Source organism: Kitasatospora sp. NPDC001309 (assembly GCF_042896295.1).
In the GTDB taxonomy this organism is placed as follows: domain Bacteria; phylum Actinomycetota; class Actinomycetes; order Streptomycetales; family Streptomycetaceae; genus Kitasatospora.
Map to the genome: position 1 here is coordinate 44,086 of NZ_JBIAXC010000047.1, position 25,051 is coordinate 69,136.

Below are 25,051 nucleotides of genomic sequence, written 5' to 3' on the forward strand. Positions count from 1 at the left end.
TCTCCCGTCACTTCGTGATCTCCGCGAGCGCGTCGGCGAGGTGGTCGATGTCGGCCTGGGTGTGCAGCTCGGTGACGCAGTACCGGCCCTCGCGCGGTCCGGCCGGGGTGCCGCCGTGCAGGCCGCGGGCGAGCAGCGCGTCGGCGACGGCGGCGGCGCCGGGCCCGCCGGTGTAGCGCACGGTGAAGTCGGCGAAGTGCACCGCCTCCGGCTCGGCGAGCTCCACCCCGGGCACCCCGGCGAGGCGCTGCCGGGCGTAGGCGGTGTTGGCGAGGACGGTCTCCCCGAGCTCGCGCATGCCGTGCGGGCCCATCAGGGCGAGGTAGGCCCCGGCGGCGATGCCGTGCAGGGCGGCGGCGGTGCCGACCCACTCCTTGCCCTCCTCGCGCAGCGCGAAGGAGGTGCGCTCGTACGCGACGTCGCCGAAGCCGTACTCGCCGGGCACCTCGGTCGGGGCGAGGCCGAACAGCCGGCTCGGGTACTCGGCCACCAGGCGCTGGTCGTCGGCCGAGCCGATGAAGCCCGCGTTGCCGCCGCCGAAGCTCGGGTGGATGCCGAGCGGCTGGAGGTCGCCGCAGGTGAGGTCGGCGCCGAGGTCGGCGGGCGGGGCGAGTACGCCGAGGCTGATCGGGTTGGCCTGCACCACGGCCAACGCGCCTGCCGTGTGCGCGAGTTCGACGTACTCGGGGAGCCGGGGGTCGACCCGGCCGGAGAAGTCGGTCAGCTGCGCGAACACGGCGGCGCAGTCGCCGGTCGCGAGCGCGGCCCGGACGGCCTTCGGTTCGGCGGGCACCGGCTCGACCGGGTGCACGCCCCGGACGTAGTCGTGGATCCGGGACAGCAGGTCCGGGTCGATGTCGCCGACCAGCAGCAGCCGTCGCCGCCCGGTGGCCCGGCCGGCCATCCGCAGGGCCGTGGCGGCGGCCTGGAAGCCGTCGTACGTCGGCACGTTGACCACCTCGACGGCCAGCAGTTCGGCCATCAGGGACTGGTACTCCCAGAGCGCCTGGAAGCGCCCGTGGTCCTCGTAGGGCTCCCCGGCGTAGGCGGTGAGGAACTCGCTGCGGTTGACGATCTCGTCGACCACGGCGGGCACGTGGTGCCGGTAGCAGCCGGCCCCGAGGAAGGAACGGCCGGGCGGCACGGGGGTGTTGCGGGCGAGCAGCTCCTCCAGGTGGGCGACCAGCCGGGCCTCGGAGTCGAACGGTGCCGGCAGCCGCAGCGGGCGGCCGAGCCGGAGTTCGGCGGGGATGTCGGCGTAGAACTCCTCGACGTCCCGGGCGCCGATCTCCGCGAGCATCGCGGCGCGCACCTCGGGGGCGGAGTTGGGGACGTACGGGTGGGTCCGGGGAACGCGTGCGGTCATCCTGGCACCTTCCGCGATTTCAGTCACAGGCCTTGACGGCACTGTGCATGCTGAGTTCTGTATACAGCATTCGGCATTCACCAGTCGGGAGGCAAGATGTCCGCAGAAACCCGGCACAGAAAACCCCTCCAACTCGCCTGTGAGCAGCGGGAGTCCGGCCCCGCCCTGGGCCGCCGCCGGTTCCTCGGCGCCGGACTCGCGGGCGGCGCCCTGCTGGCGGCCGGAGCCACCGGCTGCGCCACCGGCGGGGCGGGCGGCCCGGATGCCCGGAAGCTCACCGGCAGCCCTGGTGCCACCGTCGGCGGGAAGGTCACCATCTGGTCCTGGGACGTCGCCGCCAAGGCCATGCAACGGCTCGGCAAGGCCTTCGAACAGGCCCACCCCGGCAGCACCGTCGAGGTGGTCGACATCGGCTACGACAACGCCTACGACAAGATCACGGTCGGGCTCGGCGCCGGCAGCGGACTGCCCGACGTCCTCACCGTCGAGGGCAGCCGGATCCCCAGCTACATCGGCAACTTCCCGAACGCCCTGGTCGACCTCAGCAGCCGGGCCGAAGGCCTCAAGTCCCAGTACGCCGAGGCCGCATGGCGCACCGTGACGGACGCCAAGGGCCGGGTCCTCGCGCTGCCCTGGGACAGCGGACCGTGCGCCCTCTTCTACCGCCGCGACCACTTCCACCAGGCCGGGATCGACCCCGCCACCCTCACCACCTGGGACGACTACCTCACCGCCGGGACGACCCTCAAGAACGCCACGGGCAGGAAGCTGCTCATCCTGGACTCCAAACAGGACAGCCTGTTCGCCCAACTCCTCCAGCAGCAGGGCCAGTCCTGGTTCGTCGACGGCAAGGTCGCCATCGCCACCCCCGCCGCCGAACGGGCGCTCACCCTGCTGAAGCAGCTGGTCGACCGCGACCTGGTCGACTTCGAGAACGGCTGGGACGGCCTGGTCTCCGGCACCCACGACGGCAAGGCCGCCACCACCCCCACCGCCGCCTGGTGGGACGGCACCCTCACCGCCGACATGGCCGACCTGTCCGGCAAGTTCGGCGTCGTCCCGCTGCCCGCCTTCACCGCCGGCGGCCCCCGCACCTCCAACAGCGGCGGCTCCACCCTGTGCATCCCCGCGCAGAGCGGGAACCCCGAGACGGCCTGGGCGTTCCTCTCCTTCCTGCTCGCCGACAAGGCCAACCAGGCCTCGATGATGCAGCACGAGGGCCTCTTCCCGGCCTTCCTCCCCGCCCTGGACGACCCGTACTTCCAGCAGCCCTCCCCCTACTACGGCGGCCAGCCCGCCATGAAGCTGTTCGCCGACCTGGCCCGCACCATCCCCACCGTCGAGCGCACCGCCGACGACTCCAAGGCCGGCGACATCGTCACCACCGCCGTCAACCAGGTGCTGCACAACGGCGCCGACCCGGGCACCGTGCTGCGCTCCGCCGCCCGCCAGATCGCCACCGCGACCGGCCGCGCCACGGTCACCCCGTAGGCGGGCGCGATGACCAGCAGCCTCCCGGCCGTCCTGCGCAAGCCCGCCGCCCGCACCGCCCCGGCCCGCCGACGACGCTCCCCGCGCACCGCCGCCTGGCTGTTCGCCGGCCCCACCGCCGTCCTGTTCGCCCTCTTCTTCGCCTACCCGCTGGGCGCCAGCCTCTACCAGAGCCTCACCGCCCGCCACGACGGCGTTGACGTCTTCGTCGGGCTCGACCAGTACCGCCGGCTGCTGGACGACCCGGCCTTCCTGCACTCCCTGGTCAACACCGGCCTCATCCTCGCCGTCCAGGTGCCGGTGATGATCGGCCTCGCCCTGGTGCTCGCCGTCCTGCTCAACCAGTCCTGGCTGCGCTTCCGCTCCGGCTGGCGGGCGGTCTTCTTCCTGCCCGCGATCACCACCCTGGTCGCCTACGCCGTGGTCTTCCAGGTGCTGCTGCGCACCGACGGCGGCCTCGCCAACCAGGCCCTCCAGGCGCTCGGTGCCGGACCGGTCGACTGGCTCAACTCGCCCACCTGGGCGCGGATCTCGCTGATCGGCTCGGTCACCTGGCGGTGGACCGGCTACAACGCCGTCATCCTGCTGGCCGGACTCCAGGCGATCGGCCGCGACCAGTACGAGGCCGCCGCCCTCGACGGCGCCGGCACCGTGCGCACCTACACCGGGGTGGTGCTGCCGCAGCTGCGGCCGGTGGTGCTGTTCTGCGTCATCACCTCCACCATCGGCACCCTCCAACTCTTCGACGAGAACTACGTGCTGACCCGCGGCGGCCCCGGCGACGCGACCCTCACCCCGGTGGTCTACCTCTACAAGGTCGGCTTCCAGCAGCTCGACTTCGGCTACGCGGCGGCCATCGCCTGGGTGGTCGTGCTGATCATCGCGGCGGTCTCGCTGCTCCAGTTCCGGCTCTACGGAAGGGAACGCCGCCGATGAAGGCCAGATCGCCGATGGAGGCCGGAACGCCGTCGATGAGAGCCGGCTCGCCGTCGAAGGCCGGAACACCGACGAGGGCCGGACTCCTGGGCCGCGCCGCCGTCCTCGCCCTGCTCGGCCTCGGCGCCGTCGCCAGCCTGCTGCCCTTCGCCTGGATGCTGATCGCCGCCACCCACAGCAGCTCCGAACTCTTCCACTCCCCACCGCCGTTCCTGCCCGGCGGCGAGCTGCTGAACAACCTGGTGCACCTCCAGCAGAGCATCGGCTTCGGCCGGGTCCTGCTCAACAGCCTCGGCATCGCCGTCGTCCACACCCTGCTCAGCTCGCTGCTGTCCGCGATGTGCGGCTACGGCCTGGCCAAGTACCGCTTCCGCGGCCGCGGTCTGCTGCTCGGCCTGGTGCTGGCCACCATGATGATCCCGCTCCAGGTGCTGCTGGTCCCGCTGTTCCAGATGATGGCCAGCCTCGGCTGGATCGACAGCTACCAGGCCGTCGTCCTGCCCTTCCTCGCCAACTCCTTCGGCATCCTGCTGATGCGCCAGAGCTTCCTGGGCTTCCCCGACGAACTGCTGGAGTCGGCCCGGATCGACGGCTCCGGCGAGCTGCGTACCTTCTACCGGGTCGTCCTGCCGTGCGTGCGGCCGCAGTTGGGGGCACTCGTCATCTTCACCTTCATGGGCCAGTGGAACAGCTTCATCTGGCCGCTGCTGATGCTCAACACCCAGGACAGGTACACCGTGCCGGTCGCGCTCAACACCCTGACCGGGCTGACCCACGTCGACTACTCCGGCCTGATGCTGGGCTCCTTCCTGGCCACCCTCCCGCTGATGGTGCTCTTCCTGCTCTTCCAGCGGCAGTTCGTGGCCGGACTGCTCGGCGGAGCCCTGAAAGGATGACGCGCCGATGGACCGACTCACCCGCGTGCCCGGCCTGCTGTACGGCGGGGACTGGAACCCCGAGCAGTGGCCCGAGGAGGTGTGGGCCCAGGACGTCGAGCTGATGGCCGAGGCCGGGGTCAACCTGGTCACCGTCGGCGTGTTCTCCTGGGCCCGGCTCCAACCCGACGCCCACCGTTGGGACTTCGGCTGGCTGGACCGGCTGCTCGACCTGGTCCACCGGCACGGCATCGCCGTCGACCTGGCCACCGCCACCGCCTCCCCGCCCGCCTGGCTGGTGCGCGCCCACCCCGACCTGCTGCCCGTCACCGCCGACGGCGTCCGGCTGGAGTTCGGCTCGCGCCAGCACTACTGCCCGTCCTCCCCGGCCTACCGCGCGGCCGCCGTCCGGCTCACCCGGAGGCTCGCCGAGCGCTACCACGGCCACCCGGCGCTCGCCCTGTGGCACGTCCACAACGAGTACGGCGACCACGTCCAGGAGTGCTTCTGCGCCGGGTCCGCCGCCGACTTCCGCCGCTGGCTGCGCCAACGGCACGGCACCGTCCAGGAGTTGAACCGCTCCTGGGGCACCGCCTTCTGGTCCCAGCGGTACAACTCCTTCGACCAGGTCGAGCCGCCGCGCACCGCGCCCGGTCCGGTCAACCCGACCCAGCTGCTGGACTGGCGCCGGTTCTGCTCGGACGCCCTGCTCGCCCTGCACCGCGCCGAGAAGGCCGTGCTCGACGAAGTCTCGCCCGGGGTGCCGGTCACCACCAACTTCATGTCGATGCTCAAGGCCCTCGACTACTGGGAGTGGAGCCGGCACGAGGACTTCGTCTCCGACGACGCCTACCCCGACCCGGCCGACCCGCGCGCCCACGTGAACGCCGCCATGAACTACGACCTGATGCGCTCCCTCAAGGCCGGCCGGCCCTGGCTGCTGATGGAACAGGCCCCCTCCGCCGTCAGCTGGCGCCCGGTGAACGTCCCCAAACGCCCCGACCTCTACCGCCTCTGGTCGCTCCAGGCGCTGGCCCGCGGCGCCGACGGGGTGCTGCACTTCCAGTGGCGCGCCTCGGTGGCCGGGGCCGAGAAGTTCCACAGCGCGATGCTCCCGCACCGGGGCACGGCCGGCCGCGGCTGGCAGCGGACCGTCGCCCTCGGCGCCGAACTGCGCCGGCTCGGCGAGGTCGCGGGCAGCCGGATCCGCGGGCAGGTCGGCGTGCTGCTCGACTGGGACAGCTGGTGGGCCCTGGAACTGGACGACCACCCCTCCGCCCGGATGCGCTGGCCCGACCTGCTCCGCCCCTGGTACGCGGCGCTGTACGAGCGCGGTGTCACCGTCGACTTCCTCCCGCCCACCGCCGGGTACGAGGGCTACCGGCTGCTGCTCGCCCCCAACCTGTACCTGCTCGACACCGCCACCGCCGAACGCCTCACCGGCTACGTCCACGGCGGCGGCCACCTGGTCTGCGGCCCGTTCAGCGGCATCACCGACCGGCACGACCACATCCACCCCGGCGGCCACCCCGGCCCGCTGCGCGCACTGCTCGGCCTGGTCGTGGACGAGCACTGGCCGATCCCGGACGGCGAGGCCACCACCGTACGGCTGGACGGGACGGACCGGGACGCCGAACCGCACCCCGAGCTGCGCGCCGAGCACTGGAGCGAGTGGATCGAACCCGAGGGCGCCGAGACCGTCGCCCGCTACACCTCCGGCGAACTCGCCGGCCGGCCCGCCGTCACCCGCCACCGCCACGGCACCGGCAGCGCCTGGTACCTGAGCTGCCACCTCGGCCCGGACACCGGCCCCGTGCTCGACCTGGCGCTGACGGAGTCCGGCGCGGGCCCCGAACTACCCGGCCTGCCCGAGGGCGTGGAGGCCACCCGCCGCCGCGCCGCCGACGGCACCGCCTACCTCTTCCTGCTCAACCACGGCCCCGCCGAGGCCCGGGTGCCGCTCGCCCGGCCCGGTACCGACCTGCTGACCGGCACCGACCTGCTCACCGGCACCGACCTGCTCACCGGCACCGATCTGCACACCGGCTCCGCCACCGGCACCACCCTCACCCTCGCGCCGCTGGGCGCCGCCGTCCTCCGCCTGCCCGCCCCCGAGGAGCGCCCGTGAACCCGCTGACCCGCCGCCACTTCCTGGCCGCCTCCGCGCTCGCCACGGCCGGCACCCTGGCCGCCCCGGCGGCCCCGGCCGCCCACGCGGACGAGGGGCTCGACGCCGAGCGCTACGCCGACGTCCTCGACCTGCACGGCACACCCGCCCAGGCCTACCCCGGCGACAACAACCCGATCACCGTCTTCGCCGACCTCGGCGCCTGGCACGCCTACGCCCTGCCCCGCCCGACCGACCCGCTCGGCGGCTTCACCGGCCCGCTGCACCTCGCCCAGGAGTACCCCTGGTGGCTCAGCGACGGCCTCACCCGACTCCAACTCGCCGAGCAGGGAAGGCCGCTGGACCTCGCCGCGGGCGGCGCCCCGACCCTCACCGCCCTGCCCGGACTGCTCCGCCAGCGCTACGCCCTCGCCGACGGCCTCGCCCTCACCCTCGAACTGCGCTTCGCCGGCAACCGCACCGCCCTGCTCCGCGCCCGTCTGGCCAACACCGGACGCACCGCACGCACCCTGGCCGTCGCCTGGACGGGCACCCTGCTGCGTCCCGCCGACGGCCCCCAGCACGACGCCCCGCGACTGCTCGCCGCCGAGCGCGGCGTCGAGGTGGCCTTCGCCAGGGTCCGCCGGACCTGGGAGTACCTCACCGACGGCACCGAGAGCTTCGCCGTCCGCCACGCCCAGCCCGTCCGGGTCACCGTGGACGGCGACCGCCACCGCACCGAACTCGCCGACCCGGTACGGCTGCCGCCCGGCGCGAGCCGCACCCTGGACTGGACCGAGAGCTACACCTTCACCGCCGAGGACCGCGCCCGCGCCGTCCGGGAGGCCGAGGCCGCGCTGCGCGCACCCGAGCGGACCGCCGCCACCGGACGGGCCCGCTGGGCCGGCTACCTCGCCCGCGCCACCGACGGCGTCCCGGCCGCCCGCCGCCGCACCGCCGTCAAGTGCGTGCAGACGCTGGTCACCAACTGGCGCAGCCCCGCCGGGCGGATCCGGCACGACGCCGTCACCCCCTCGCTGTCCGACAAGTGGTTCAGCGGGGTCTGGGCCTGGGACACCTGGAAGCAGGCCGTCGGCACCGCGCTGTTCGCCCCCGGCCTCGCCGCCGACCAGATCCGCGCCGTCTTCGACCACCAGACCGGGCCCGGCGCGCCGGACCGCCCGCAGGACGCCGGGATGGTCCCGGACTGCGTCTTCTACAACGACCCGTCCACCGGCGGCGGCAACTGGAACGAACGCAACTCCAAGCCCCCGCTGGCCGCCTGGGCCGTCTGGGAGGTCTACCGCCGCTCCGGCGACCGGGCCTTCCTGCGCGAGCTGCTGCCCAAGCTCACCGCCTACCAGGACTGGTGGTACCGCACCCGGGACCACCTCGGCGAGGGCCTGTGCGAGTACGGCGCCACCCTCGACCCGGCCAACGCCGCGCCCGAGGACTGCCGCCAGGCAGCGGCCTGGGAGTCCGGCATGGACAACGCCCCGCGCTTCGACGCCGCCACCGTCGTGGCCAACCACGGTCCGAAGGGCGAGCCGGTCGGCTGGTCGCTCACCCAGCGCTCCGTCGACCTCAACGCCTACCTGGCCGCCGACCACCGCCACCTGGCCCTGATCGCCGCCGAACTCGGCGACCGCCCCACGGCGGAGCGGCTGCGCGGCCGGGCCGAGCGGATCGACGCCGCGATCCGCGCCACCATGTACGACCCGGCCACCGGCTGGTTCCACGACACCGACCTCGCCACCGGCGCCCGGCTCACCGCCCGCGGCCGCGGCATCGAGGGCGCGATCCCGCTCTGGTCCGGCACCGCCGACCCGGCCCAGGCCCGCACCGTGCGGGCCCGGCTGCTCGACCCGGCGGAGTTCGGCACCCCGATGCCCTTCCCGACCGTCGCCCGCAGCTCGCCGTCCTTCGACCCGGCCGGCTACTGGCGCGGCCTGGCCTGGCTCGACCAGAGCTACTTCGCGATCGAGGGGCTGCGCCGGTACGGCTGGGACCAGGACGCCCGCCGGGCCGTCGAGCGGCTGCTCACCGCCGCCGAGGGGCTGAGCGGCGACGGGCCGGTCCGGGAGAACTACGACCCGCTGACCGGCCGCGGCCGCAACTCCACCAATTTCAGCTGGTCCGCCGCGCTGCTGCTGCCCCTGCTGCGCAGCTGACCCGCTTTGGCTCCGGGGCGCCTGACCAGGCATGATCGGGGCATGGTCGAACGAGTCATTGCAGCGTGTGACGGAGCAGCCAAGGGCAACCCCGGCCCGGCGGCCTGGGCCTACGTGGTCGCGGACGCCACCGGGGCGCCCCAGCGTTGGGAGGCGGGGCCGCTCGGGCACAGCACCAACAACATCGGCGAGCTGACGGCGCTTCAACAGCTGCTGTCCGCCACCGACCCGGCCGTGCCGCTGGAGGTCCGGCTCGACAGCACCTACACCCGCGACTCGGTCACCAAGTGGCTCAAGGGCTGGAAGCGCAACGGCTGGAAGACGGCGGCGGGCAAGCCGGTGGCCAACCGCGAGCTGATCCAGAGGATCGACGAGTTGCTGGAGGGCCGGGACGTCACCTTCGTCTACGTCCCCGCCCACCAGGTGGACGGCGACCCGCTGAACGCCATCGCCGACAAGGCGGCCAGCGACGCCGCCCGCACCCAGCAGGCCGCCGCCGGGACGGCCGCCGACCTGCCGGTGCCCGACCCGGCCGCGGCGGTCAAGGCGCCCCGGGCCGCGAAGCCGCGCACCGCCTCCGCCTCCGGTGGCTCCGGCACCGGCGCCGGTGCCGCCAAGCGCACCGGCGGCGGCTCGCGCACCCTGAACGCCCGCTTCCCCGGCACCTGCCCGTGCAGCCGCCCGTACGCCAAGGGCGACAAGATCACCAAGGTCGGCAGCAGCTGGGGCCACCCGGAGTGCGCCGCCGCCCACGCCTGAGCACCTCCGGCCACGTCTGAGCACCTCCGGCCCGCCGTCTGAGTACGGGTACTCAGGCGGCGGCCCGGCCCGGCGGGCACGATGGTGATCATGACGAAGCGCGCGGGGACGGACGGCCGGGGCGGCCGCAGGGCGGTGCGGGTGGCACTGGTGACGACGGTCGCGGGAGCGGCGGTGCTCGGCACGGTCGGCTACCGCGGCGTCGTGACGGTCGCGGAGGAGGTCCCGCGGGTGTGGTCGGGGGAGCCGTACCCGGTGGCCGACCCGGCCGCCGTCGCCGCGCACCTGGACGCCCGGACCCAGGCCGTCTACGACGCCCTCGCCCTGCCGCCCGGTGTGGCGCTGGCCCCGGTGCCGGTCGGCGACGACGGGATCTCCGCCAAGGTCCAGGGCGTCTGCCACGCCCGCGGCCTGGAGCACCTCCTGGAGAGCATGAACGACGGCGGCGCCGACCAGCCCCGCACGGCCGTGCTCGCCGCCCGCTTCACCCTCGCCGGGGTCGGCGCCACCCAGGGGACGGAGGCCCTGGGGCACGCCCGGCGGACCCTGACCGCCCAGGGCTGGACGGTCGTCTCGGCGGACGAGTCCGCGCCCGTCCCCAGCCTGAGCCTGGCACCGCCCGCGGACGGCCCGGGCGCCCTCGCCGAGGGCGCCTCGCTCCGCTACGACCCGGTGGCCCGGACCCTCACCGTCGGCGCGGGCGCCGAGTGCTCCCGCTTCACCGACGGCACCGCGGTGGACGGGGCCGGGCAGCCGACCGCGCTGCCGACCCCCACCGCCCCGAAGCAGCTGCGCGCCCGCTGAGTACCCGACCCACCGCGCTCCGTACAGCCGGGTGGGCACGTCGGCGAAGGCAGGTGAGAGCGGTGATCGTCTCCGAGACCCCGGAGTTCCACATCGGCGACCGGGTGTGGGTGTACCGGGAATCCTCCTACGGCGCGGTGGAGAGCGCCGTCGTGGTGGACACCCCCGCGGACCGCAGCCTGCGGCTGGAGTTCGCCGACGGCCACCGCAACCACCTGCGGCACGGCCGGGTCGAGCTGCACGGCCTGCACCGGAAGGGTGTTGACGGAGCGTTAAGATCCTGCCCCGGAAAGCCTCCGGCCGCCCCGGCCGCTGCCATCATGGGCACGACACCGGCGGCGGGCGCCGGAGTTCGACCGTGAGGAGCTGGCGTGACGGAAGCCGGTACGGCGATCGACCAGCCGCGGCAGCAGCCGGTGACGGTGGCGGACGAGCAGGTCGGGCTGAACGGCGCGATCGCGGCCGCGCTGACCCGGGCCGTGGGCTCGATGCCCGCCCTGTACGTGACCCTGGTGCTGGTCGCCGGCTGGATGGCGCTGGCGACCTGGGGGCCGCTGCACTCGATCGACCCCTACCCCTTCGGCTTCCTGCTGTTCCTGGACAACGTCGTCCAACTGGTGCTCTGCCTGGCGATCCTGGTCGGCCAGCGGGTGCTGGGCCAGGCCGCCGACCGCCGGGCGGTGCAGACCTACGAGAACGCCGAGGCGATCTTCGCCAAGGTCGCCGACCTCCAGGCGCACCTGGACCGGCACGACCGGGCGCTCGGGCGCGGGGTGAGCCTGCTGGAGACCAGCGGGCACCCGTGGATCCAGCGGCACCGGGTGCAGCCGCCGCCGCAGGCCCTGGACCAGGCCGCCGGGACCAACGGGCGGATCGCCGCCTGGCTGACCGGGCGGCTGGGCAGCATGTGGGCGTTCTACCTCGCCGCCGTGACCCAGGTGCTGTGGATCGGCCTGTCCCAGCTCGGGGTGCAGACCTTCGACCCGTACCCGTTCGCCTTCATGAGCTTCCTGTCCACCCTGGCCCAGCTGGTCTTCATGATCGTGATCATGGTCGGGCAGGACGTGCTGGGCAAGGCCGGCGACCGCCGCGCCGAGCAGACCCTGCTGGACGCCGAGGCCGTGCTGCACGAGTGCGGCCGGATGAAGGCCCGGCTGGAGGCGCAGGGGAGGGTGATCGAGAGCCTGGCCGACTACACCGACGCCCAGGTCACCCGGCAGCTGGCCCGGGCCATCCACCGCAGCCGGGTGGCGGCGGCGGTCGAGGACGGCGAGGAGGCGGGCAGCCGCCCGGCCCTGCTGCCCTGGGAGGACCTGCCCGAGGAACTGCGCACGGCCAACCGGCGCCAGGCCCGCCAGCTCGGCGAGCGCCTCGCCGCGGTCGGCTGCCTGATGGTGCCCACCTCCGAGCGGGTCGCCCCGGACGCCGTCGGCGGCTTCGAGGACTTCACCGAGGAGGAGGCTGAGGTGCTGGCCCGGCTGGAGCACGAGCACGAGCACCGCTACGGCACGGGCGCCGAACCGGAGGCGCTGCTCCCCGGCCAGCGGGACGGCCGGGCGGCGTTCCTGCCCTGGGAGGAGCTGTCGGACCGGGCCCGGGGCCGGACGGTGGAGTCGGTGCGGCTGATCCCCGCCGTGCTCGCCGAGGTCGGCTTCCAGGTGATCCGGATCGGCCGGGTCGCCGACGGCGCGGGGGAGTTGGACTTCACCCCCGAGGAGTGGGCCACCCTCGGCCGGGCCCTGATGGCCTCCGGCGTCCTGGTCGCGCTCGCCGAGGGCGTCGCGGACCCGGAGGAGGTGATAGCGATCGTCAAGCTGCTGCGCGAGGCGAGCAGCACCCATCCGCGGCGCTTCGTCCGGGAGTTGGCGGCGGCCTCGACCTTCGACACCGGGCTGCGGCCCGACACCCGCTACGCCGAGTACCGCGGGCCCGCGCTGGAGACGATCCGCTCGGCCACCGGGATCGTGGCCGAGCGGGCGCCGGACGAGCTCGCCGGGTACCGGGAGCTCCTGTGGGAGATCGCGACCGTGGTCGCGGACGCCAACGAGGAGGGCGGCATCCTCGGCCTGGGCGCCCGTACCCGGGTGCCGAACGAGGTGGCCGCCATGGAGGCCGTCCGGGCCGCGAGCCTGGGCGAGCCCGAGGCCGCGACGGCTCGGCCTCGGGCCAGGACGGGCCCGCGCAAGCGCGGCTGAACGGACGCGACCGGCCGACCGCGGGAGCGGCCGGCCGGTCGGTGCGTCGGAGGCGCCGGTCAGGAGTGCGCGTCAGGGGCGTCCGTGGGGACGGCCAGGACGGTGCCCCTCATGAGCGGGTCACTTCTCCTCGGCCATGGCCTTGATGTCCTCGAAGCCGAGGCCCATCTTGTTGAACGCCTTGGCCTGGGCCTCCGGGATGCCGAGCGCGGCCAGCGACTTGAGCTGGGCGTCGGTCAGCGGCGCGGCCTCGGTGGTGAACGGCGGGACGCCGGTGGCGTCGCCCTCGGCGCTCGGGTCCTCGCCGCCGGAGGCCAGCACGAGGAAGGTCTTCACCAGGTCCTCGCTGGTCATCCTGGTGGCATCGGCCGGGGCCTCGACCTTCGGCGCGTCCTGGTTGAAGGCGAGCTTCACCGGGAAGTTGACGCCCGGGTCGACCTTCTTCTCCAGCTGCGCGAGGTCGAAGGTGGCCGAGTTGAGCGCGCCGTCCTTGAGGTACAGGTCGACGCCGACCTTGCGGTCCGGGACGTCGGTCGGGGCCTCGGTCGGGAACTTCTTGAACTGCTGCGGGAACTTGGCGGAGAGCGGCTTGACGGCCTTGTACAGCTCGTCCACGGCCTGGCGGGCCGGGGCGCTCATCCAGATGTGCTCGGTGCCGTCCTTCTTGCCCTTGTCCTCGAAGGTGACGGTCCGGTTGAACACGTCCTTGAGCGAGTTGAGGAGCTCCTTGCCGGCGGCCGGGTCGACCGAGGGCACGGCCTCCGGCTTGCCGCCCTTGGCGCCGTCCTCCTTCTTGGCCTCGTCCGCGAGCTGCTGGAGGTCGAGCGAGACCCACTCGCCGGTCAGCAGGCTCTTGGCGGGGGCCATGTCGGGGGAGAGGTCCTTGGCGACGGTGTCGACCTCGGCCGGGTCCTGGCCGGTGAGCTTGAGCACGCTCTTCATGTCGAGGTGCAGGAAGCCCTTGGCGTCGACCTGGCGGTACTCCAGGAGCGGGGTGCCCTTCTTGTCCGCGATCAGGTAGGAGATCCGCACCGACTTGTCGAGCGTGATGTCCTGCTGGTTCTTCTGGTCGTCCGCCCCGGTGTTCTTGAAGGCGTCGACCTCCTTGAGCGGCTTGTCGGCCGCGACCGCGACGGAGACCGAGAGGCCGGACAGACCCTTCGCGCTCTGCTCGTCGATCGCCTCGTCGCCGGTGGCCTTGGTGAAGGCGACGATCTGCTCGGGGGTGGCGTCCACGGAGAGCGTGAAACCGGCGGACTTGCCGTCACCGACCTTGCCGAAGGCCTTCGACACCTTCTGGCCGGCCGAGAGCTGCTCGGCGGTGCCGCAGGCGGTGAGGCCGGTGGCGAGGACGGAGGCGGTGACGGCGACGGGCAGCGCACCGCGGGCGGCCGTGCGGATGGCGGTGTTGATGGTGGAACTCCTGGTCTGACGGGGCCTGAGTGAAACGGGTCAGGCCATTCCCTCCCCTGCGGTGAAGAACGCCGCAGCGCATACACAGGTGATCACATTATCAGCAAGGAGGCACGCGATTATTTGACCCCGGCTTTAACTGATCGGGCCGATATCGATACCTTTTGGCCGGATTTCATCCCTTCGACGAGCCGGAGTTGGCACCCCGGACGAAATGGCGCTGGAAGCAGAAGAACAGCACCGCCACCGGCACGGTGGAGACCAGTGCCGCCGCCAGCTTGAGCGGGTACTGCGTCCCGGAACCGAGGCCGCCGGAGACGAAGTGCGCCAGACCCGTCGTCAGGGTGTCGTGCCCACTGGACTGGGTGGAGACCAGGAAATGGGTGAACTCGTTCCAGGAGCCCTGGAAGGAGAGCACGGTCAGGGTGATCAGCGAGGGCCGGGACATCGGCAGCACCACCGACCAGAAGATCCGGAACGTCCCGGCGCCGTCGATCCGCGCCGCCTCCTCGATCTCGCGCGGCACCGAGACGAAGAACTGCCGCATGATGAAGATCCCGGCGGCGTCGACCAGCAGCGGCAGCACCATCCCGCCGTAGGTGTCGAACATCCCGAAGCTCTTGAGCACCAGGAACTTCGGGATCAGCAGCACCACACCGGGCACCGCCATCACCGCCAGCACGAAGCCGTTCAGCAGCCGGCGGCCGGGGAAGGCGATCCGGGCCAGGGCGTAGCCCGCCATCGAGTCGAACAGCACCCGCCCGGCCGTGACCAGGACGGTCACCAGCACGCTGTTGCCCAGCCAGCCGAGGAACGGCACGTTCTCCACGCCGTGCGCGAGCCCGAACAGCCGGCGGTAGGAGTCGAGGGTGCCGCCGTCCGGGAGCAGCGTCATCGGGTGGGCGGCCGCGTCCGGGTCGGTCTTGAAGCTGTTCGCCAACTGCAGGAGGAACGGCAGCAGGTAGAGCAGCGCGAAGGCGAGCAGCGCGGTGTACCCGAGCAGGCGCAGCGGCCGGGGGAAGCGGGCGAGCACGGGCCGTTCCGGGCCCGTCCGGTGGTCAGCGCGCCGCACGGCGGACTCCCTTCGGGCGGGGCCCCCGGGCGCCGTCCCGCTCCCGCAGGGCCCACCGCTGCACGGCGGTGAGCAGCAGGACCAGGCCGAGCAGGACGAACGCGATGGCGGCGCCCTGCCCGTAGTCGGCGTTGTCGAAGCCGGAGGAGTAGGAGAGGTAGGCGGGGGTGAGGGTGGTGTTGCCGGGCGCGCCCTTGCCCATCACGTACACCTGGTCGAAGACCTGCCAGGTGGAGATCAGCCCCAGCGTCAGCACCAGGAACAGCACCGGCCGCAGCGCGGGAAGGGTGACGTGGCGCAGCAGTTGGCGCCGGCCGGCGCCGTCCAGGGCGGCGGCCTCCTCCAGTTCGCGCGGGACGTCCTGGAGGGCGGCCAGGAAGATCAGCATGAAGGTGCCGGAGGTGGTCCAGACGGCCATCAGGATCAGGGTGCACATCGCGACCGAGGGCCCGGCGAACCACTCCGACCAGGCCAGCCCGAGCGGGCCGCCGGTTGTCGGCGCGGGCTGGTCCACGCCGAACCACCCCAGCACCAGCCAGACCAGCCCGCGCGGGTCGGCGAACCAGTTGGGGCCCTCGACGCCGACCCAGCCCAGCATCCGGTTGACGGCGCCGCTGCCCTGGAACAGGAAGAGGAAGACCGTCGAGACGGCGATCGAGCTGGTGACGGACGGGAAGTAGAACACCGTGCGCAGGGCGCCCCGGCCGCGCAGCAGCCGCTGGTTGACGGCGAGGGCCAGGGCCAGCGCCAGCACGGTCTGCAGCGGCACCGTCAGCACCACGTAGTAGAGGGTGTTGCGCAGCGAGGTGGCGAACAGGGTGCGGTCCAGGCCGTCCACGGTGAACAGCCGGCGGTAGTTGTCCAGGCCCACGAAGTCCGCGGTGCCGTCGAAGGGGTTGGACTGGCCGTCCCAGTGCAGCAGGCTCACCCACAGCGCCATCGCGATCGGCAGCACCATGAAGAGGCCGAGGACCAGGACCATGGGGGCGGTGAACAGCCAGCCCCAGGCCCCCTCGCGCAGGCCGCGCACGCCGCGTCGGACGCGGGGGCGGGGGTCAGCGGGCATTCTTGACGGCCTGCTCGCCGTTGCGCTGGAGGGCGGCCAGGATTGCCGCCGGGTCGGCCGTGCGCAGCGACTGGAGGTCGGTGTTGAACTGGGTGAGCACCTGGTTGAACCCGGGGACGGTGACCGGCGGCTGGGCGTGGGCGACGCCGTCCACCCAGGCCTTGGACTCCGGGTACTTCTCGGCGTAGGCGGCGAGCGCGCTGGTGCGCGAGGGCATCACGCCGAAGGCCTTGGCGAACTCCAGCTGCTGGTCGCCGGAGGTGAGCTGCCGGACCAGGTCGACGCCGGCCGCCTGGTGGCGGCTCTTGGCGGCGATGCCCCAGCAGTTGCTGAACGCCAGGGTGCCGGGGCCGGCCGGCCCGGCGGGCAGCGGGAGCACCTTGTACGGGACGTTCGGGTAGTCCTTGGCCATCGCGCCCTTGAGCCAGTTGCCCTCGATCGTCATCGCGGCCTTGCCCTTGCCGAGCGCCTCACCGCCCCAGCCGGCGTCCACCTCGGCGACGTACTTGGCCGAACCGGCCTTCAACAGGCCCTGGACGTACTCCAGCGCCTGCCGGTTGCCGGGGGCGTCGGCGGTCATCGCGGTCTGCTCGGGGTTGGTGATCCAGCTGCCGGCCTGCTTGAACAGGGCGCCCAGCCGCTGGTAGTCGGGGGCGGTGACCAGGCCGGTCACGCCGTCCTTGGTGAGCTTGGCGGCGTCGTCGGCGAGTTGCTGCCAGGTGGTGGGGTAGTCGGCCTCGGTGAGCCCGGCCTGCTGCCACAGCGTGGTGTTGACGGCCAGGGCCAGCGTGGAGCTGTCCTTGGGCAGGCAGGTGAGCCTGCCGTCGTGGCTGAACGCCTTGCGCAGCTGCTCGGAGAAGTCCGCGGCGTCGGCTATCTGATCGCCGTAGGCGTACAGCGAGCCGCCCTTGGCGTAGTTGGCGAACTGGTCGGAGTTCACGTAGAAGAGGTCCGGCGGGTTGCCGCCGGCGAAGGCCTGGCCGAGCTGCTGGTTGATGTTGCTCGCGATCTGCACGGTGACGGTGTTTCCGGTCCGCTGCGCCCAGGCGGCGGTGGCGGCCTTGACCGCCGCGGTCTCGGCCTCGCCGGAGCTGGCGATCAGGACGGTCAGGCTCTGGCCGGCGCCGGAGGACTGCTTGGCCGACGTGTCGCCGAATCCGCCCGAGGAGGAGCAGCCGGTGACGGCGCCGAGGGCGACGGCCGTGCAGACGGCGGCCGCGGCGAGGGTGCGGGAGGTGGCCATGCGGGTCTCCTTGCGGGGTGGTGGGTGGTGGACGGCCTTCGGGGGACGGGTGCTTCGGGCGGGCCTCGGCGGCGGGCCTCGGTGGCGGGGTTTCGGGGAAGGGGCGCGGGGAGGGCGCGGGCGCTACGCGCTGTCGCGCAGCACCAGCTCCGGTTCCAGCAGCACGTGTTCGACGGGCCGCCCGCGGTCGCCGAGGCGCTCCAGCAGCAACTGCATGCAGACCCGGCCGACCGCGTCGAGCGGCTGGGCGAGGCTGGAGAGCGAGGGGAAGAGCAGTGGGGCGATCGGGGAGTCGTCGAAGCCGATCACGGCGGCCTCCGGGCCGGGGGTGCGGCCGGCCCGGCGCAACGCCTGGTACCAGCCGAGCGCGAGGGTGTCGCTGGCGGCGACGACGGCGGTCGCACCGCCGGCCAGCAGTTTCCCGGCGGCCTCGGTCGCGTGCTCCGGGTCGTCCGGGCTCTCCACCCGGCGGCCCCGGGTGGACAGGTCCAGTTCGCGCATCGCGCCCTGCCAGCCGCGGGCGCGGTCGTCGCCGACCCCGGAGCCCTTGGGCCAGCCCAGGAAGCCGATCCGGCGGTGGCCGAGCCCGGCCAGGTGGCGGACGGCCGCCGAGGTGCCGGCGGCGCCGTCCACGTCGACCCAGTCCCCGACGTCCTTGCCGGACCAGGTGCGGCCGAAGGCGACGAAGGGGACGCCGCGTTCGTGCAGCCAGCCCTGGCGGCGGTCGCCGCGGTCGGTGCCGCTGAGCACGAAGCCGTCGGCGCCGTGCTCGTCCAGCAGCTGCTGGTAGCTGGTGAGTTCGTCGTCCCCGGGGGCGACGGCGAACAGCACCACCCGGTAGCCGGCCCGGTCGGCGGCCTCGGAGAGCGAGTGCAGGAACTGGTCCAGGACCGGGGTCGGGACGCCGGTGCTGCTGGAGCGGATGCCGTAGCCGATCAGCCGGCTGGCCCTGGTCTTGAGCGCCTGGGCGGCCCGGTGCGGGCGGTAGCCGAGTTCGTCGATGGCGCGCCGGACCCGCTCCAGCGTCTGCGGGCGCAGCAGCTCGGGCGAGTTGATCGCGTTGGACACCGTCTGACGGCCCACGCCGGCCCGGGCGGCGACCATTTCGAGGGTCACCGCGGACCCGGGCCCGCTCCTGGGCGATGAGTGTGCATGCATGACGGTGATCCTAGGTTCTGTCGCCACAGGGCTTGGCTTGGAGCGTTCCAAGCGGGGGTTCCATCAACCCCACCAGGGGAGTTAATGTCTTGGAACGCTCCAATGGCAGAAAGGTTGCGCCCGGGTGGAAGCAACTGTCAAGCCCCGCACCGAGAACGAGGAGACCATGCCCGCGACCGACCTCCAGCCGTTCCTGCACGACGCCCGGCTCTCCGTGGCCGCCCCCAGCTTCTGCGCCGCCCGCCCCGACGGCCGCATCGGCGAGGGCGCCGACGGCTTCTACCACGGCGACCGCCGCATCCTCTCCCGCCTGGAGATCGGTGCCCCCGGCGTTCCCGAGGCCCCGATCGCCACCGCCGAACTCCCGGACGGGCGGACCGTCTTCGTCACCGTGCTGCGCGGCCTCGGCGAAGGGACCGCCGACCCCGCCACCACCCTGGAACGCCGCCGCGAACTCCACCCCGGCCGCCTGGTCGAGCACTGCACCCTCCACAACGCCGGCACCCGCCCCGCCCGCCTGCGCCTGGAGATCCGCGCCGAGAGCGACTTCGCCGCCATGGACACCGTCAAGGCCGGCCGCCCCGGCACCCCGGTCGAGCCCCGCGCCCACGGCGCCGACGGCCTGCGCTGGCAGGACGGCCCGCTCACCGCCGCCCTCACCCTCACCCCTCCGCCCCACCACCTCGACCCCGCCAGCGGCACCCTCGGCTACGACCTCGAACTCGCCCCCGGCCGGAGCTGGCACGCCGTCCTGGAGTGCACCGCCGAACACCGCGACGGCGACCTCTTCCCCGCCGCCCGCACCACCCCCTGGAGCACCCCCGAGATCACCGGCCGCGACCACCACCTCGCCCACTGGCTCACCCGCTCCCACCACGACCTGCGCGGCCTGCTGCTCACCGACCCGCTGCGCCCCGCCGACACCTTCCTCGGCGCCGGAGCGCCCTGGTTCCTCACCCTGTTCGGCCGCGACTCGCTCTGGGCGGCCCGGATGATGCTCCCGCTCGGCACCGACCTCGCCGCCGGCACCCTGCGCACCCTGGCCCGCCGTCAGGGCCGGGCCGTCGACCCGGCCACCGAGGAGCAGCCCGGCAAGATCCTGCACGAGGTCCGCCGCGCCGAGCAGCACCTCGACACCGGCTCCCACCTGCCGCCCAGCTACTACGGCACCGCCGACGCCACCCCGCTCTGGCTCCTGCTGCTGCACGACGCCTGGCGCTGGGGCCTGCCCGCCGAGGAGGTCGAGGACCTGCTCCCGCACGCCGAGGCCGCCCTCGACTGGCTGGAGCGGTACGCCGACGCGGACGGCGACGGCTTCCTGGAGTACGTCGACAGCACCGGCCGCGGCCTCTCCAACCAGGGCTGGAAGGACTCCTCGGACGGCATCCGGTTCCGCGACGGCCGGATCGCCGCCGCCCCGATCGCCCTCAGCGAGGTCCAGGCCTACGCCCACGAGGCCGCCGTCAAGTCCGCCGACCTGCTGGAGGCCTTCGGCCGCCCCGGCGCCGAGCGCTGGCGGCAGTGGGCCGAGCGGCTGCGCGAGCGCTTCCGCGACCGGTTCTGGACCGAGGACGAGCACGGCCGCCACCCGGTCGTCGCCCTCGACCGCGACAAGCGGCCGGTCGACTCGGTCGCCTCCAACCTCGGCCACCTGCTCGGCACCGGCCTGCTCTCGGCCGAGGAGAGCGCGCTGGTCGCGCAGCGCCTCACCGCCCCCGGCCTGGACAGCGGCTTCGGCCTGCGCACCCTGGACGCCGCCACCGCCGGCTTCAACCCGCTGGGCTACCACACCGGCTCGGTCTGGCCGCACGACACCGCCGTCGCCGTGCACGGACTGGCCCGGGCCGGCCGGCCCGAGGACGCCGCGCCGCTGGCCGCCGGACTGCTGCGCGCCGCCGCGGCCTTCGACCACCGGCTGCCCGAGCTGTACGGCGGCCACCCGCGCGAGCGCTACCACCGCCCCGTCCCGTACCCCGCCTCCTGCCGCCCGCAGGCCTGGGCCGCGGCCTCCGCCGTCCTGGTGCTGCAGGCGCTGCTCGGGCTCGCCGCGGACGCTCCGGGGCGCCGGCTGTGGGTGCGCGGGAGCGTCCCGGCCGGGTACGAGTCGCTGCGGATCAGCGGGCTGACGGTGGCCGGGCTGCCGATCGAGGTGGAGACCGACCACACCGGCGCCGTCCGGCTGCGCGCCCCGGAGGGGTTCACCGTCATCACGGTCTGAGGGCTTCGTGATTTCCTGTGAAGGTCCTGCGTCGCCCGGCGGACGGACGGTCAGCCCGCCGACGGCCGCCCGACCTCGCCGAACGCCCGCCGCCCGGGCCGGCGTCGGGTGCTCCGTGTGCCGACTCGGCCCCGCCGGGAATCTGCCCGGCGGGGCCCCGGCCGCCCCGGGGGCACTGGTGTCCGAGGTGTCATCACCACCTGCTAACCTCAGCCGATTTCCCGCCGCACCGAGTCGGCGGACAAGACGGGGTAAGAGGTACAGAAGACCATGGCATTCCTCCGGGCCAAGCAGAAGGCCCAGGTCATCGAGAAGCTGTCGCAGGTGGCGCCGCCCGGCGAGACCTTCATCGCCTGCGTGCACGCGGAGAGCGGGCCCAGCCCGTGGCTCGCGGCCGCACTCGGTGAGATTCCGCTCGTCGGCCTGATCATCGTGCTGACCCGCAGGTACTACTTCCTGACGCTCACCAACAGCCACGTGGTGATCAACTCGGCCAACCGCTGGAACAACCGGCCCGGCGACGTGGTCGCGGCCTTCCCGCGGCAGGCCTTCCCGGTCAGCCGGGTCAAGCGGGCGAGCATCTGGAGCTCGATGTACGTCCAGATGCCGGGCAGCGCCAACCCGGTGCGCCTGAACATCCACCGCATCTGGCGGGCCGAGATGGACCAGCTGAGCGCGGCCTTCCCGCCCGGGGCGATCGACCCGAGCTCGCAGCCCTTCGACACGCCGCAGAACCAGGGCTTCCCGCCGCCGGCGTACCCGATGGGCGTCCAGGCCGCACCCGGCCAGCAGATGATCCCGCAGCAGCAGCCGCCGCACCAGCAGCCGCAGCAGGGCTTCGGCGCGCCGCAGGCGCAGCCGTACCCGCCGCAGCAGCAGCCGCAGCACCAGCCGTACCCGGCGGCGCAGCCGGGCCAGCCGTACCCGCCGCAGGCCTACCCGCCGGCCCAGCCGTACCCGGCGCAGCCGGGCGCCCAGGTGCCGCCGCAGGGCCAGCCGTACCCGCCGCAGGTCCCGAACGTGCCGTACCCGGGCCAGCAGGGCTACCCGGGCCAGCACTGACCGCGCGCCCGCGCCGACCGCGGCCCCGGTTCCCCCGTGCGGGGAGCCGGGGCCGCGGCCTTCGCGGCGGGCTCCGAGGCCGGGGCCGGCTCGGCGCGCCCGCCCGGGCGGACTCTGCGAGGCTGAGAGGGACAGCAGCCTCGATCGAGGAGGCCCGCACCGATGTCAGCGCAGAGCCCGGAGCCGTCCGGGCGCAAGGGCCGGGTGGCCGCGCTCCGGGCCGCGGAGGTCCGGCACGCGCGGACCAGGCGGTGGCTGGTGAGCGGTCTGGTCGTCCTGGTGGTGCTCGCGGTGGTCGGCGTGATCGCCGTCGTGATCGCCGACAACCAGGGCAGCTCCGCGCCGTCGGGCGTCCCGGCGCACCCCCGGACCACCGCCGAGGGCCGGACCACCCCGCCGCCCTGGGACGCGCCCGCCGACGTCGCGGCGGCCGTCAAGGCGGCCGGCCTGCCGATGCTCGGCGCCGAGGGCACCGCCCTGCACATCCACACCCACCTGGACGTCTACGCCGACGGGCAGCCCGTGACCGTCCCCGCGCTGGTCGGCATCGACGAGAGCGCCCAGCGGATCAGCCCGCTGCACACCCACGACACCAGCGGGGTCGTCCACATCGAGTCGCCGGTGGCCGCCGACTTCACCCTGGGCCAGTTCCTGACCGAGTGGCAGGTCTCCGCCTCCGCGGACCACCTGGGCGGGCTGCGCACCGACGCCACCCACGCGCTCACCGCGTACGTGGACGGCAAGGCGGTGGGCGGTGACCCGGCGGCGATCGTGCTGCACGCCCACGACGAGATCGCCCTGGTGTACGGCACGGCCGCGGAGAACGCCGCCGTGAAGGTGCCGAGCGGCTACGACTGGCCGAGCGGGCTCTGAGCCTGAGCCGTCCACGAGCCGCCGTCGGGCGCTGAAACGCCGTCGGGCGCCGAACCGCCGCCGGACGCCGAGTCGCTGCCGAGCGGGGGGAGTCGCCGGGTGATCCGGTCGAACAGTTCCTTGAGCGGCTCGCCCAGTTCGCGGCCGAACCCGGTGAGCCCGTAGCTGACCTGGGGCGGTGTGGTCGGTGCGACCTCCCGCCGGACCAGGCCGTCCTGGACCAGGGCGCGCAGGGTCTGGGTGAGCATCTTCTCGCTGATGCCCTGGATGCTCTCGCGCAGTTCGTAGAAGCGCAGGTCGTTGTTCCGCAGGGAGATCAGCACCCAGATCCCCCATCGGCTGGTCACGTGGTCGACGACGGTGCGCGCGGGGCAGTCGGTGTGAAACACGTCATACCGGCCCCCCGGTGCGGCCGCTCTGTACTGCGGGCCTTCCTTCATGTGTGGAGCTTACTTCGAGGTATGTCCTTACCAAAAGTAAGTCGCTGCTCCTAGGTTGAGGGCATCGGAGCGACCTCCGAGCAGGACGAACAGACGAGTAGTGGGAGCAGAACATGATCGTGGTGACCGGAGCCACCGGGAACATCGGCCGGCCGTTGACCCGGGCGCTGGCCGAGGCGGGCCGGGAGGTGACGGCGGTGTCGCGGCGGGCGGCGGCGGTGCCGGACGGCGTCCGCCACGTGACGGCCGACCTGGCCGAGCCGGGTGCCCTCAAGCCGGTACTGGCCGGGGCGGAGGCGCTGTTCCTGCTGCTCTCCGGAGACCTGCACGGCGCCGGGGCCGGCCCGGCCGACCTGGTCGCCGACGCGGTGGGCGCCGGCGTCCGGCGGATCGTCCTGCTGTCCAGCCAGGGCGTGGTGACCAGGCCCTTCGGCCGGACCCGGATCGCGCTGCGCGCGCTGGAGGACAAGCTGCGCGCCGCCGGCGTGGAGTGGAGCATCCTGCGGCCGGGCGGCTTCGCCTCCAACGCCTTCTGGTGGGCCGACTCGGTGCGCACCGACCGGCTGGTCGCCGCGCCCTTCGGGGACGTCGGCGTGCCGGTCGTCGACCCGGCCGACATCGCCGAGGTGGCGGCGGCCTGCCTGCTGGACGAGCGGCACGGCGGCGGCCGCTACGAGCTCACCGGGCCGGAGGTGATCACCCCGCGCGGGCAGGCGGCGGCCCTGGCCGCCGCGCTGGGCGAGCCGGTGCGCTTCCACGAGCTGAGCCGGGAGGAGGCCAGGGCCGGCATGGCCCGGGCCATGCCGGCGGAGCTGGCCGACGACACCCTGGACATCCTCGGCTCGCCCAGCCCGGCCGAGACCCGGATCAGCCCGGACGTCGAGCGGGTCCTCGGTCGGCCGCCGCGGTCCTTCGCGGACTGGGCCGCGCGCAACGTCGCCGCGTTCCGCTGAGGTCGGGTCCGCCGGGCCCGGCCGGTCGGGCCCGGCCGGTCAGGGCCGCTCGTCGTCCCCGGGCGGCGGGGCGCCGAGGGCGAGGGTGAAGCTGAACCGGTCGCCCCGGTAGAGGGCGCGGACCAGTTCCAGCGGGCGGCCGTCGGCGTCGAGGCTGCGGCGGTGCAGCAGCAGCATCGGCAGCGCGGGCGGGGTGCCGATCAGCAGGGCCTCGCGCGGGGTGGCCAGGACGGTCTCGATCCGCTCGTCGGCGGTGCCGAGGTGGACGCCGTGCGCGCGCAGGTAGCCGTAGAAGGAGCCCTCGGGGTCGAAGTCCGTCGCCAGGCCGGGCACTCGGGCCACCGGCACGTAGGTGGACTCCAGTCCGACGCGCTCCTCGTCGGCGCGCAGCACGCGTTCCAGGTGCCAGAGCGGTTCGCCCTCGGCGACGGCCAGGCGCCCGGCCAGCGCGGGGTCGGCGGCCAGGCGGTCGAGGGTGATCAGGGTGCGGCCGGGGCGCAGGCCCTGGCGGGTGACGCCCTCGGTGTAGCTGGTGAGGGACAGCGGCTGCTCGATCTTCGGTCCGGCGACGACCGTGCCGCGCCCCTGGCGGCGCAGTCGGCCCTCCAGCAGGAGCTCGCGCAGGGCCTGGCGGACCGTCGCGCGGGCGACGCCGTGACGCTGCGCCAGGTCGGCCTCGGTGGGCAGCCGGCCGCCCGGGCCGAGCTCGCCGAGGAGCTCCTCCAGCCGCTCCTTGACCAGGTAGTACTTGGGCACCCGGCCGTGCTCGGGGACGCCGGCGCGGGCGGGTTCCGGGCCGGGCCGGGGGGTGGGCTGGTTCACCGCGCAAGCCTATCGAGCGGCCGGGGC

Annotated in this window: 22 protein-coding genes; 14 read left to right on the forward strand and 8 right to left on the reverse strand. The window is 73.8% G+C overall.

Features of this window, described 5'->3' with window-relative positions:
* Positions 1 to 7 precede the first annotated feature (7 nt).
* Positions 8 to 1,366 (reverse strand): aminomethyl-transferring glycine dehydrogenase subunit GcvPA, encoded by a 1,359-nt coding sequence (gene gcvPA / locus ACFY2K_RS34650; RefSeq protein WP_380527235.1) that lies wholly within the window; start codon positions 1,364 to 1,366, stop codon positions 8 to 10.
* 96 nt (positions 1,367 to 1,462) lie between these two features.
* On the opposite strand from gcvPA, the gene ACFY2K_RS34655 reads away from it, so the two are divergent.
* From ACFY2K_RS34655 to ACFY2K_RS34695, 9 genes are all read left to right on the forward strand, one after another.
* Positions 1,463 to 2,857, forward strand: coding sequence for an ABC transporter substrate-binding protein (locus ACFY2K_RS34655; protein WP_387716598.1), 1,395 nt, complete (start codon positions 1,463 to 1,465; stop codon positions 2,855 to 2,857).
* Positions 2,858 to 2,866: 9 nt separating this feature from the next.
* Positions 2,867 to 3,793, forward strand: a complete 927-nt coding sequence (locus ACFY2K_RS34660) for a carbohydrate ABC transporter permease (RefSeq protein WP_387716600.1) — start codon at positions 2,867 to 2,869, stop codon at positions 3,791 to 3,793.
* Positions 3,790 to 4,689, forward strand: a complete 900-nt coding sequence (locus tag ACFY2K_RS34665) for a carbohydrate ABC transporter permease (protein ID WP_380527229.1) — start codon at positions 3,790 to 3,792, stop codon at positions 4,687 to 4,689. The genes ACFY2K_RS34660 and ACFY2K_RS34665 overlap by 4 nt, the downstream gene beginning before the upstream one ends.
* Before the next feature lie 7 nt (positions 4,690 to 4,696).
* Entirely contained in the window at positions 4,697 to 6,796 is a 2,100-nt protein-coding gene (locus ACFY2K_RS34670) for a beta-galactosidase (RefSeq protein ID WP_387716602.1), read from the forward strand.
* Positions 6,793 to 8,946 (forward strand): trehalase family glycosidase, encoded by a 2,154-nt coding sequence (locus ACFY2K_RS34675; RefSeq protein ID WP_380527227.1) that lies wholly within the window; start codon positions 6,793 to 6,795, stop codon positions 8,944 to 8,946. The genes ACFY2K_RS34670 and ACFY2K_RS34675 overlap by 4 nt, the downstream gene beginning before the upstream one ends.
* 42 nt (positions 8,947 to 8,988) lie before the next feature.
* The gene (locus tag ACFY2K_RS34680) at positions 8,989 to 9,705 is read left to right on the forward strand and encodes a ribonuclease H (RefSeq protein ID WP_380592904.1); all 717 of its coding nucleotides are present in this window, start codon (positions 8,989 to 8,991) and stop codon (positions 9,703 to 9,705) included.
* 90 nt (positions 9,706 to 9,795) lie between these two features.
* Positions 9,796 to 10,509 carry a hypothetical protein gene (locus ACFY2K_RS34685; protein WP_380533044.1) on the forward strand — a complete coding sequence of 238 codons (714 nt, stop codon included), beginning with the start codon at positions 9,796 to 9,798 and terminating at the stop codon, positions 10,507 to 10,509.
* Between the two features lie 62 nt (positions 10,510 to 10,571).
* Positions 10,572 to 10,871 carry a hypothetical protein gene (locus tag ACFY2K_RS34690; RefSeq protein ID WP_380533047.1) on the forward strand — a complete coding sequence of 100 codons (300 nt, stop codon included), beginning with the start codon at positions 10,572 to 10,574 and terminating at the stop codon, positions 10,869 to 10,871.
* Between the two features lie 9 nt (positions 10,872 to 10,880).
* Complete coding sequence (locus ACFY2K_RS34695; protein ID WP_387716605.1) at positions 10,881 to 12,704, forward strand: DUF1003 domain-containing protein; 1,824 nt, start codon at positions 10,881 to 10,883, stop codon at positions 12,702 to 12,704.
* Positions 12,705 to 12,824: 120 nt separating this feature from the next.
* On the opposite strand, the gene ACFY2K_RS34700 is transcribed toward ACFY2K_RS34695, so the two are convergent.
* The gene (locus ACFY2K_RS34700; RefSeq protein ID WP_387716607.1) at positions 12,825 to 13,997 is read right to left on the reverse strand and encodes a hypothetical protein; all 1,173 of its coding nucleotides are present in this window, start codon (positions 13,995 to 13,997) and stop codon (positions 12,825 to 12,827) included.
* Between ACFY2K_RS34700 and ACFY2K_RS34705 the strand changes: the two genes are divergently transcribed.
* Positions 13,978 to 14,136, forward strand: coding sequence for a hypothetical protein (locus ACFY2K_RS34705; RefSeq protein WP_380397864.1), 159 nt, complete (start codon positions 13,978 to 13,980; stop codon positions 14,134 to 14,136). The two genes, ACFY2K_RS34700 and ACFY2K_RS34705, sit on opposite strands and share 20 nt — an antisense overlap.
* Positions 14,137 to 14,292: 156 nt before the next feature.
* Here the strand turns inward: ACFY2K_RS34705 and ACFY2K_RS34710 are convergent, their stop codons facing one another.
* The 4 genes from ACFY2K_RS34710 to ACFY2K_RS34725 all read right to left on the reverse strand — a co-directional run bounded on the left by ACFY2K_RS34710 (position 14,293) and on the right by ACFY2K_RS34725 (position 18,656).
* A complete protein-coding gene (locus ACFY2K_RS34710) occupies positions 14,293 to 15,189 on the reverse strand; it encodes a carbohydrate ABC transporter permease (RefSeq protein ID WP_387716609.1) in 897 nt (298 codons plus the stop codon).
* Positions 15,176 to 16,255, reverse strand: coding sequence for a carbohydrate ABC transporter permease (locus ACFY2K_RS34715; protein WP_380527635.1), 1,080 nt, complete (start codon positions 16,253 to 16,255; stop codon positions 15,176 to 15,178). Before ACFY2K_RS34715 ends, ACFY2K_RS34710 begins: the two co-directional genes overlap by 14 nt.
* A complete protein-coding gene (locus ACFY2K_RS34720) occupies positions 16,245 to 17,498 on the reverse strand; it encodes an extracellular solute-binding protein (RefSeq protein WP_380527633.1) in 1,254 nt (417 codons plus the stop codon). Before ACFY2K_RS34720 ends, ACFY2K_RS34715 begins: the two co-directional genes overlap by 11 nt.
* Positions 17,499 to 17,621: 123 nt before the next feature.
* A complete protein-coding gene (locus ACFY2K_RS34725) occupies positions 17,622 to 18,656 on the reverse strand; it encodes a LacI family DNA-binding transcriptional regulator (RefSeq protein WP_387716612.1) in 1,035 nt (344 codons plus the stop codon).
* Positions 18,657 to 18,780: 124 nt separating this feature from the next.
* On the opposite strand from ACFY2K_RS34725, the gene ACFY2K_RS34730 reads away from it, so the two are divergent.
* From ACFY2K_RS34730 to ACFY2K_RS34740, 3 genes are all read left to right on the forward strand, one after another.
* The gene (locus ACFY2K_RS34730) at positions 18,781 to 20,874 is read left to right on the forward strand and encodes a glycogen debranching N-terminal domain-containing protein (protein WP_387716614.1); all 2,094 of its coding nucleotides are present in this window, start codon (positions 18,781 to 18,783) and stop codon (positions 20,872 to 20,874) included.
* 270 nt (positions 20,875 to 21,144) lie between these two features.
* Positions 21,145 to 21,936: a hypothetical protein gene (locus ACFY2K_RS34735; RefSeq protein ID WP_387716616.1), complete on the forward strand. Its 792-nt coding sequence runs from the start codon at positions 21,145 to 21,147 to the stop codon at positions 21,934 to 21,936.
* 162 nt (positions 21,937 to 22,098) lie between these two features.
* Complete coding sequence (locus tag ACFY2K_RS34740; RefSeq protein ID WP_387716618.1) at positions 22,099 to 22,809, forward strand: hypothetical protein; 711 nt, start codon at positions 22,099 to 22,101, stop codon at positions 22,807 to 22,809.
* On the opposite strand, the gene ACFY2K_RS34745 is transcribed toward ACFY2K_RS34740, so the two are convergent.
* Entirely contained in the window at positions 22,785 to 23,249 is a 465-nt protein-coding gene (locus ACFY2K_RS34745) for a winged helix-turn-helix transcriptional regulator (RefSeq protein WP_380643924.1), read from the reverse strand. The two genes, ACFY2K_RS34740 and ACFY2K_RS34745, sit on opposite strands and share 25 nt — an antisense overlap.
* 113 nt (positions 23,250 to 23,362) lie before the next feature.
* Here ACFY2K_RS34745 and ACFY2K_RS34750 point away from each other — a divergent pair, with 113 nt between their 5' ends.
* Complete coding sequence (locus ACFY2K_RS34750) at positions 23,363 to 24,202, forward strand: SDR family oxidoreductase (protein ID WP_380643923.1); 840 nt, start codon at positions 23,363 to 23,365, stop codon at positions 24,200 to 24,202.
* 39 nt (positions 24,203 to 24,241) lie between these two features.
* On the opposite strand, the gene ACFY2K_RS34755 is transcribed toward ACFY2K_RS34750, so the two are convergent.
* Positions 24,242 to 25,024 (reverse strand): GntR family transcriptional regulator, encoded by a 783-nt coding sequence (locus ACFY2K_RS34755; protein ID WP_387716620.1) that lies wholly within the window; start codon positions 25,022 to 25,024, stop codon positions 24,242 to 24,244.
* Between the last annotated feature and the right edge of the window lie 27 nt (positions 25,025 to 25,051).

Bases quoted from the DNA above. Each gene is read 5' to 3' on its own strand.
- gcvPA (WP_380527235.1), bottom strand. From the start codon at position 1,366: ATGACCGCACGCGTTCCCCGGACCCACCCGTACGTCCCCAACTCCGCC.
- ACFY2K_RS34655 (WP_387716598.1), top strand. From the start codon at position 1,463: ATGTCCGCAGAAACCCGGCACAGAAAACCCCTCCAACTCGCCTGTGAG.
- ACFY2K_RS34660 (WP_387716600.1), top strand. From the start codon at position 2,867: ATGACCAGCAGCCTCCCGGCCGTCCTGCGCAAGCCCGCCGCCCGCACC.
- ACFY2K_RS34665 (WP_380527229.1), top strand. From the start codon at position 3,790: ATGAAGGCCAGATCGCCGATGGAGGCCGGAACGCCGTCGATGAGAGCC.
- ACFY2K_RS34670 (WP_387716602.1), top strand. From the start codon at position 4,697: ATGGACCGACTCACCCGCGTGCCCGGCCTGCTGTACGGCGGGGACTGG.
- ACFY2K_RS34680 (WP_380592904.1), top strand. From the start codon at position 8,989: ATGGTCGAACGAGTCATTGCAGCGTGTGACGGAGCAGCCAAGGGCAAC.
- ACFY2K_RS34685 (WP_380533044.1), top strand. From the start codon at position 9,796: ATGACGAAGCGCGCGGGGACGGACGGCCGGGGCGGCCGCAGGGCGGTG.
- ACFY2K_RS34715 (WP_380527635.1), bottom strand. From the start codon at position 16,255: ATGCCCGCTGACCCCCGCCCCCGCGTCCGACGCGGCGTGCGCGGCCTG.
- ACFY2K_RS34720 (WP_380527633.1), bottom strand. From the start codon at position 17,498: ATGGCCACCTCCCGCACCCTCGCCGCGGCCGCCGTCTGCACGGCCGTC.
- ACFY2K_RS34725 (WP_387716612.1), bottom strand. From the start codon at position 18,656: ATGCATGCACACTCATCGCCCAGGAGCGGGCCCGGGTCCGCGGTGACC.
- ACFY2K_RS34735 (WP_387716616.1), top strand. From the start codon at position 21,145: ATGGCATTCCTCCGGGCCAAGCAGAAGGCCCAGGTCATCGAGAAGCTG.
- ACFY2K_RS34740 (WP_387716618.1), top strand. From the start codon at position 22,099: ATGTCAGCGCAGAGCCCGGAGCCGTCCGGGCGCAAGGGCCGGGTGGCC.
- ACFY2K_RS34745 (WP_380643924.1), bottom strand. From the start codon at position 23,249: ATGAAGGAAGGCCCGCAGTACAGAGCGGCCGCACCGGGGGGCCGGTAT.
- ACFY2K_RS34750 (WP_380643923.1), top strand. From the start codon at position 23,363: ATGATCGTGGTGACCGGAGCCACCGGGAACATCGGCCGGCCGTTGACC.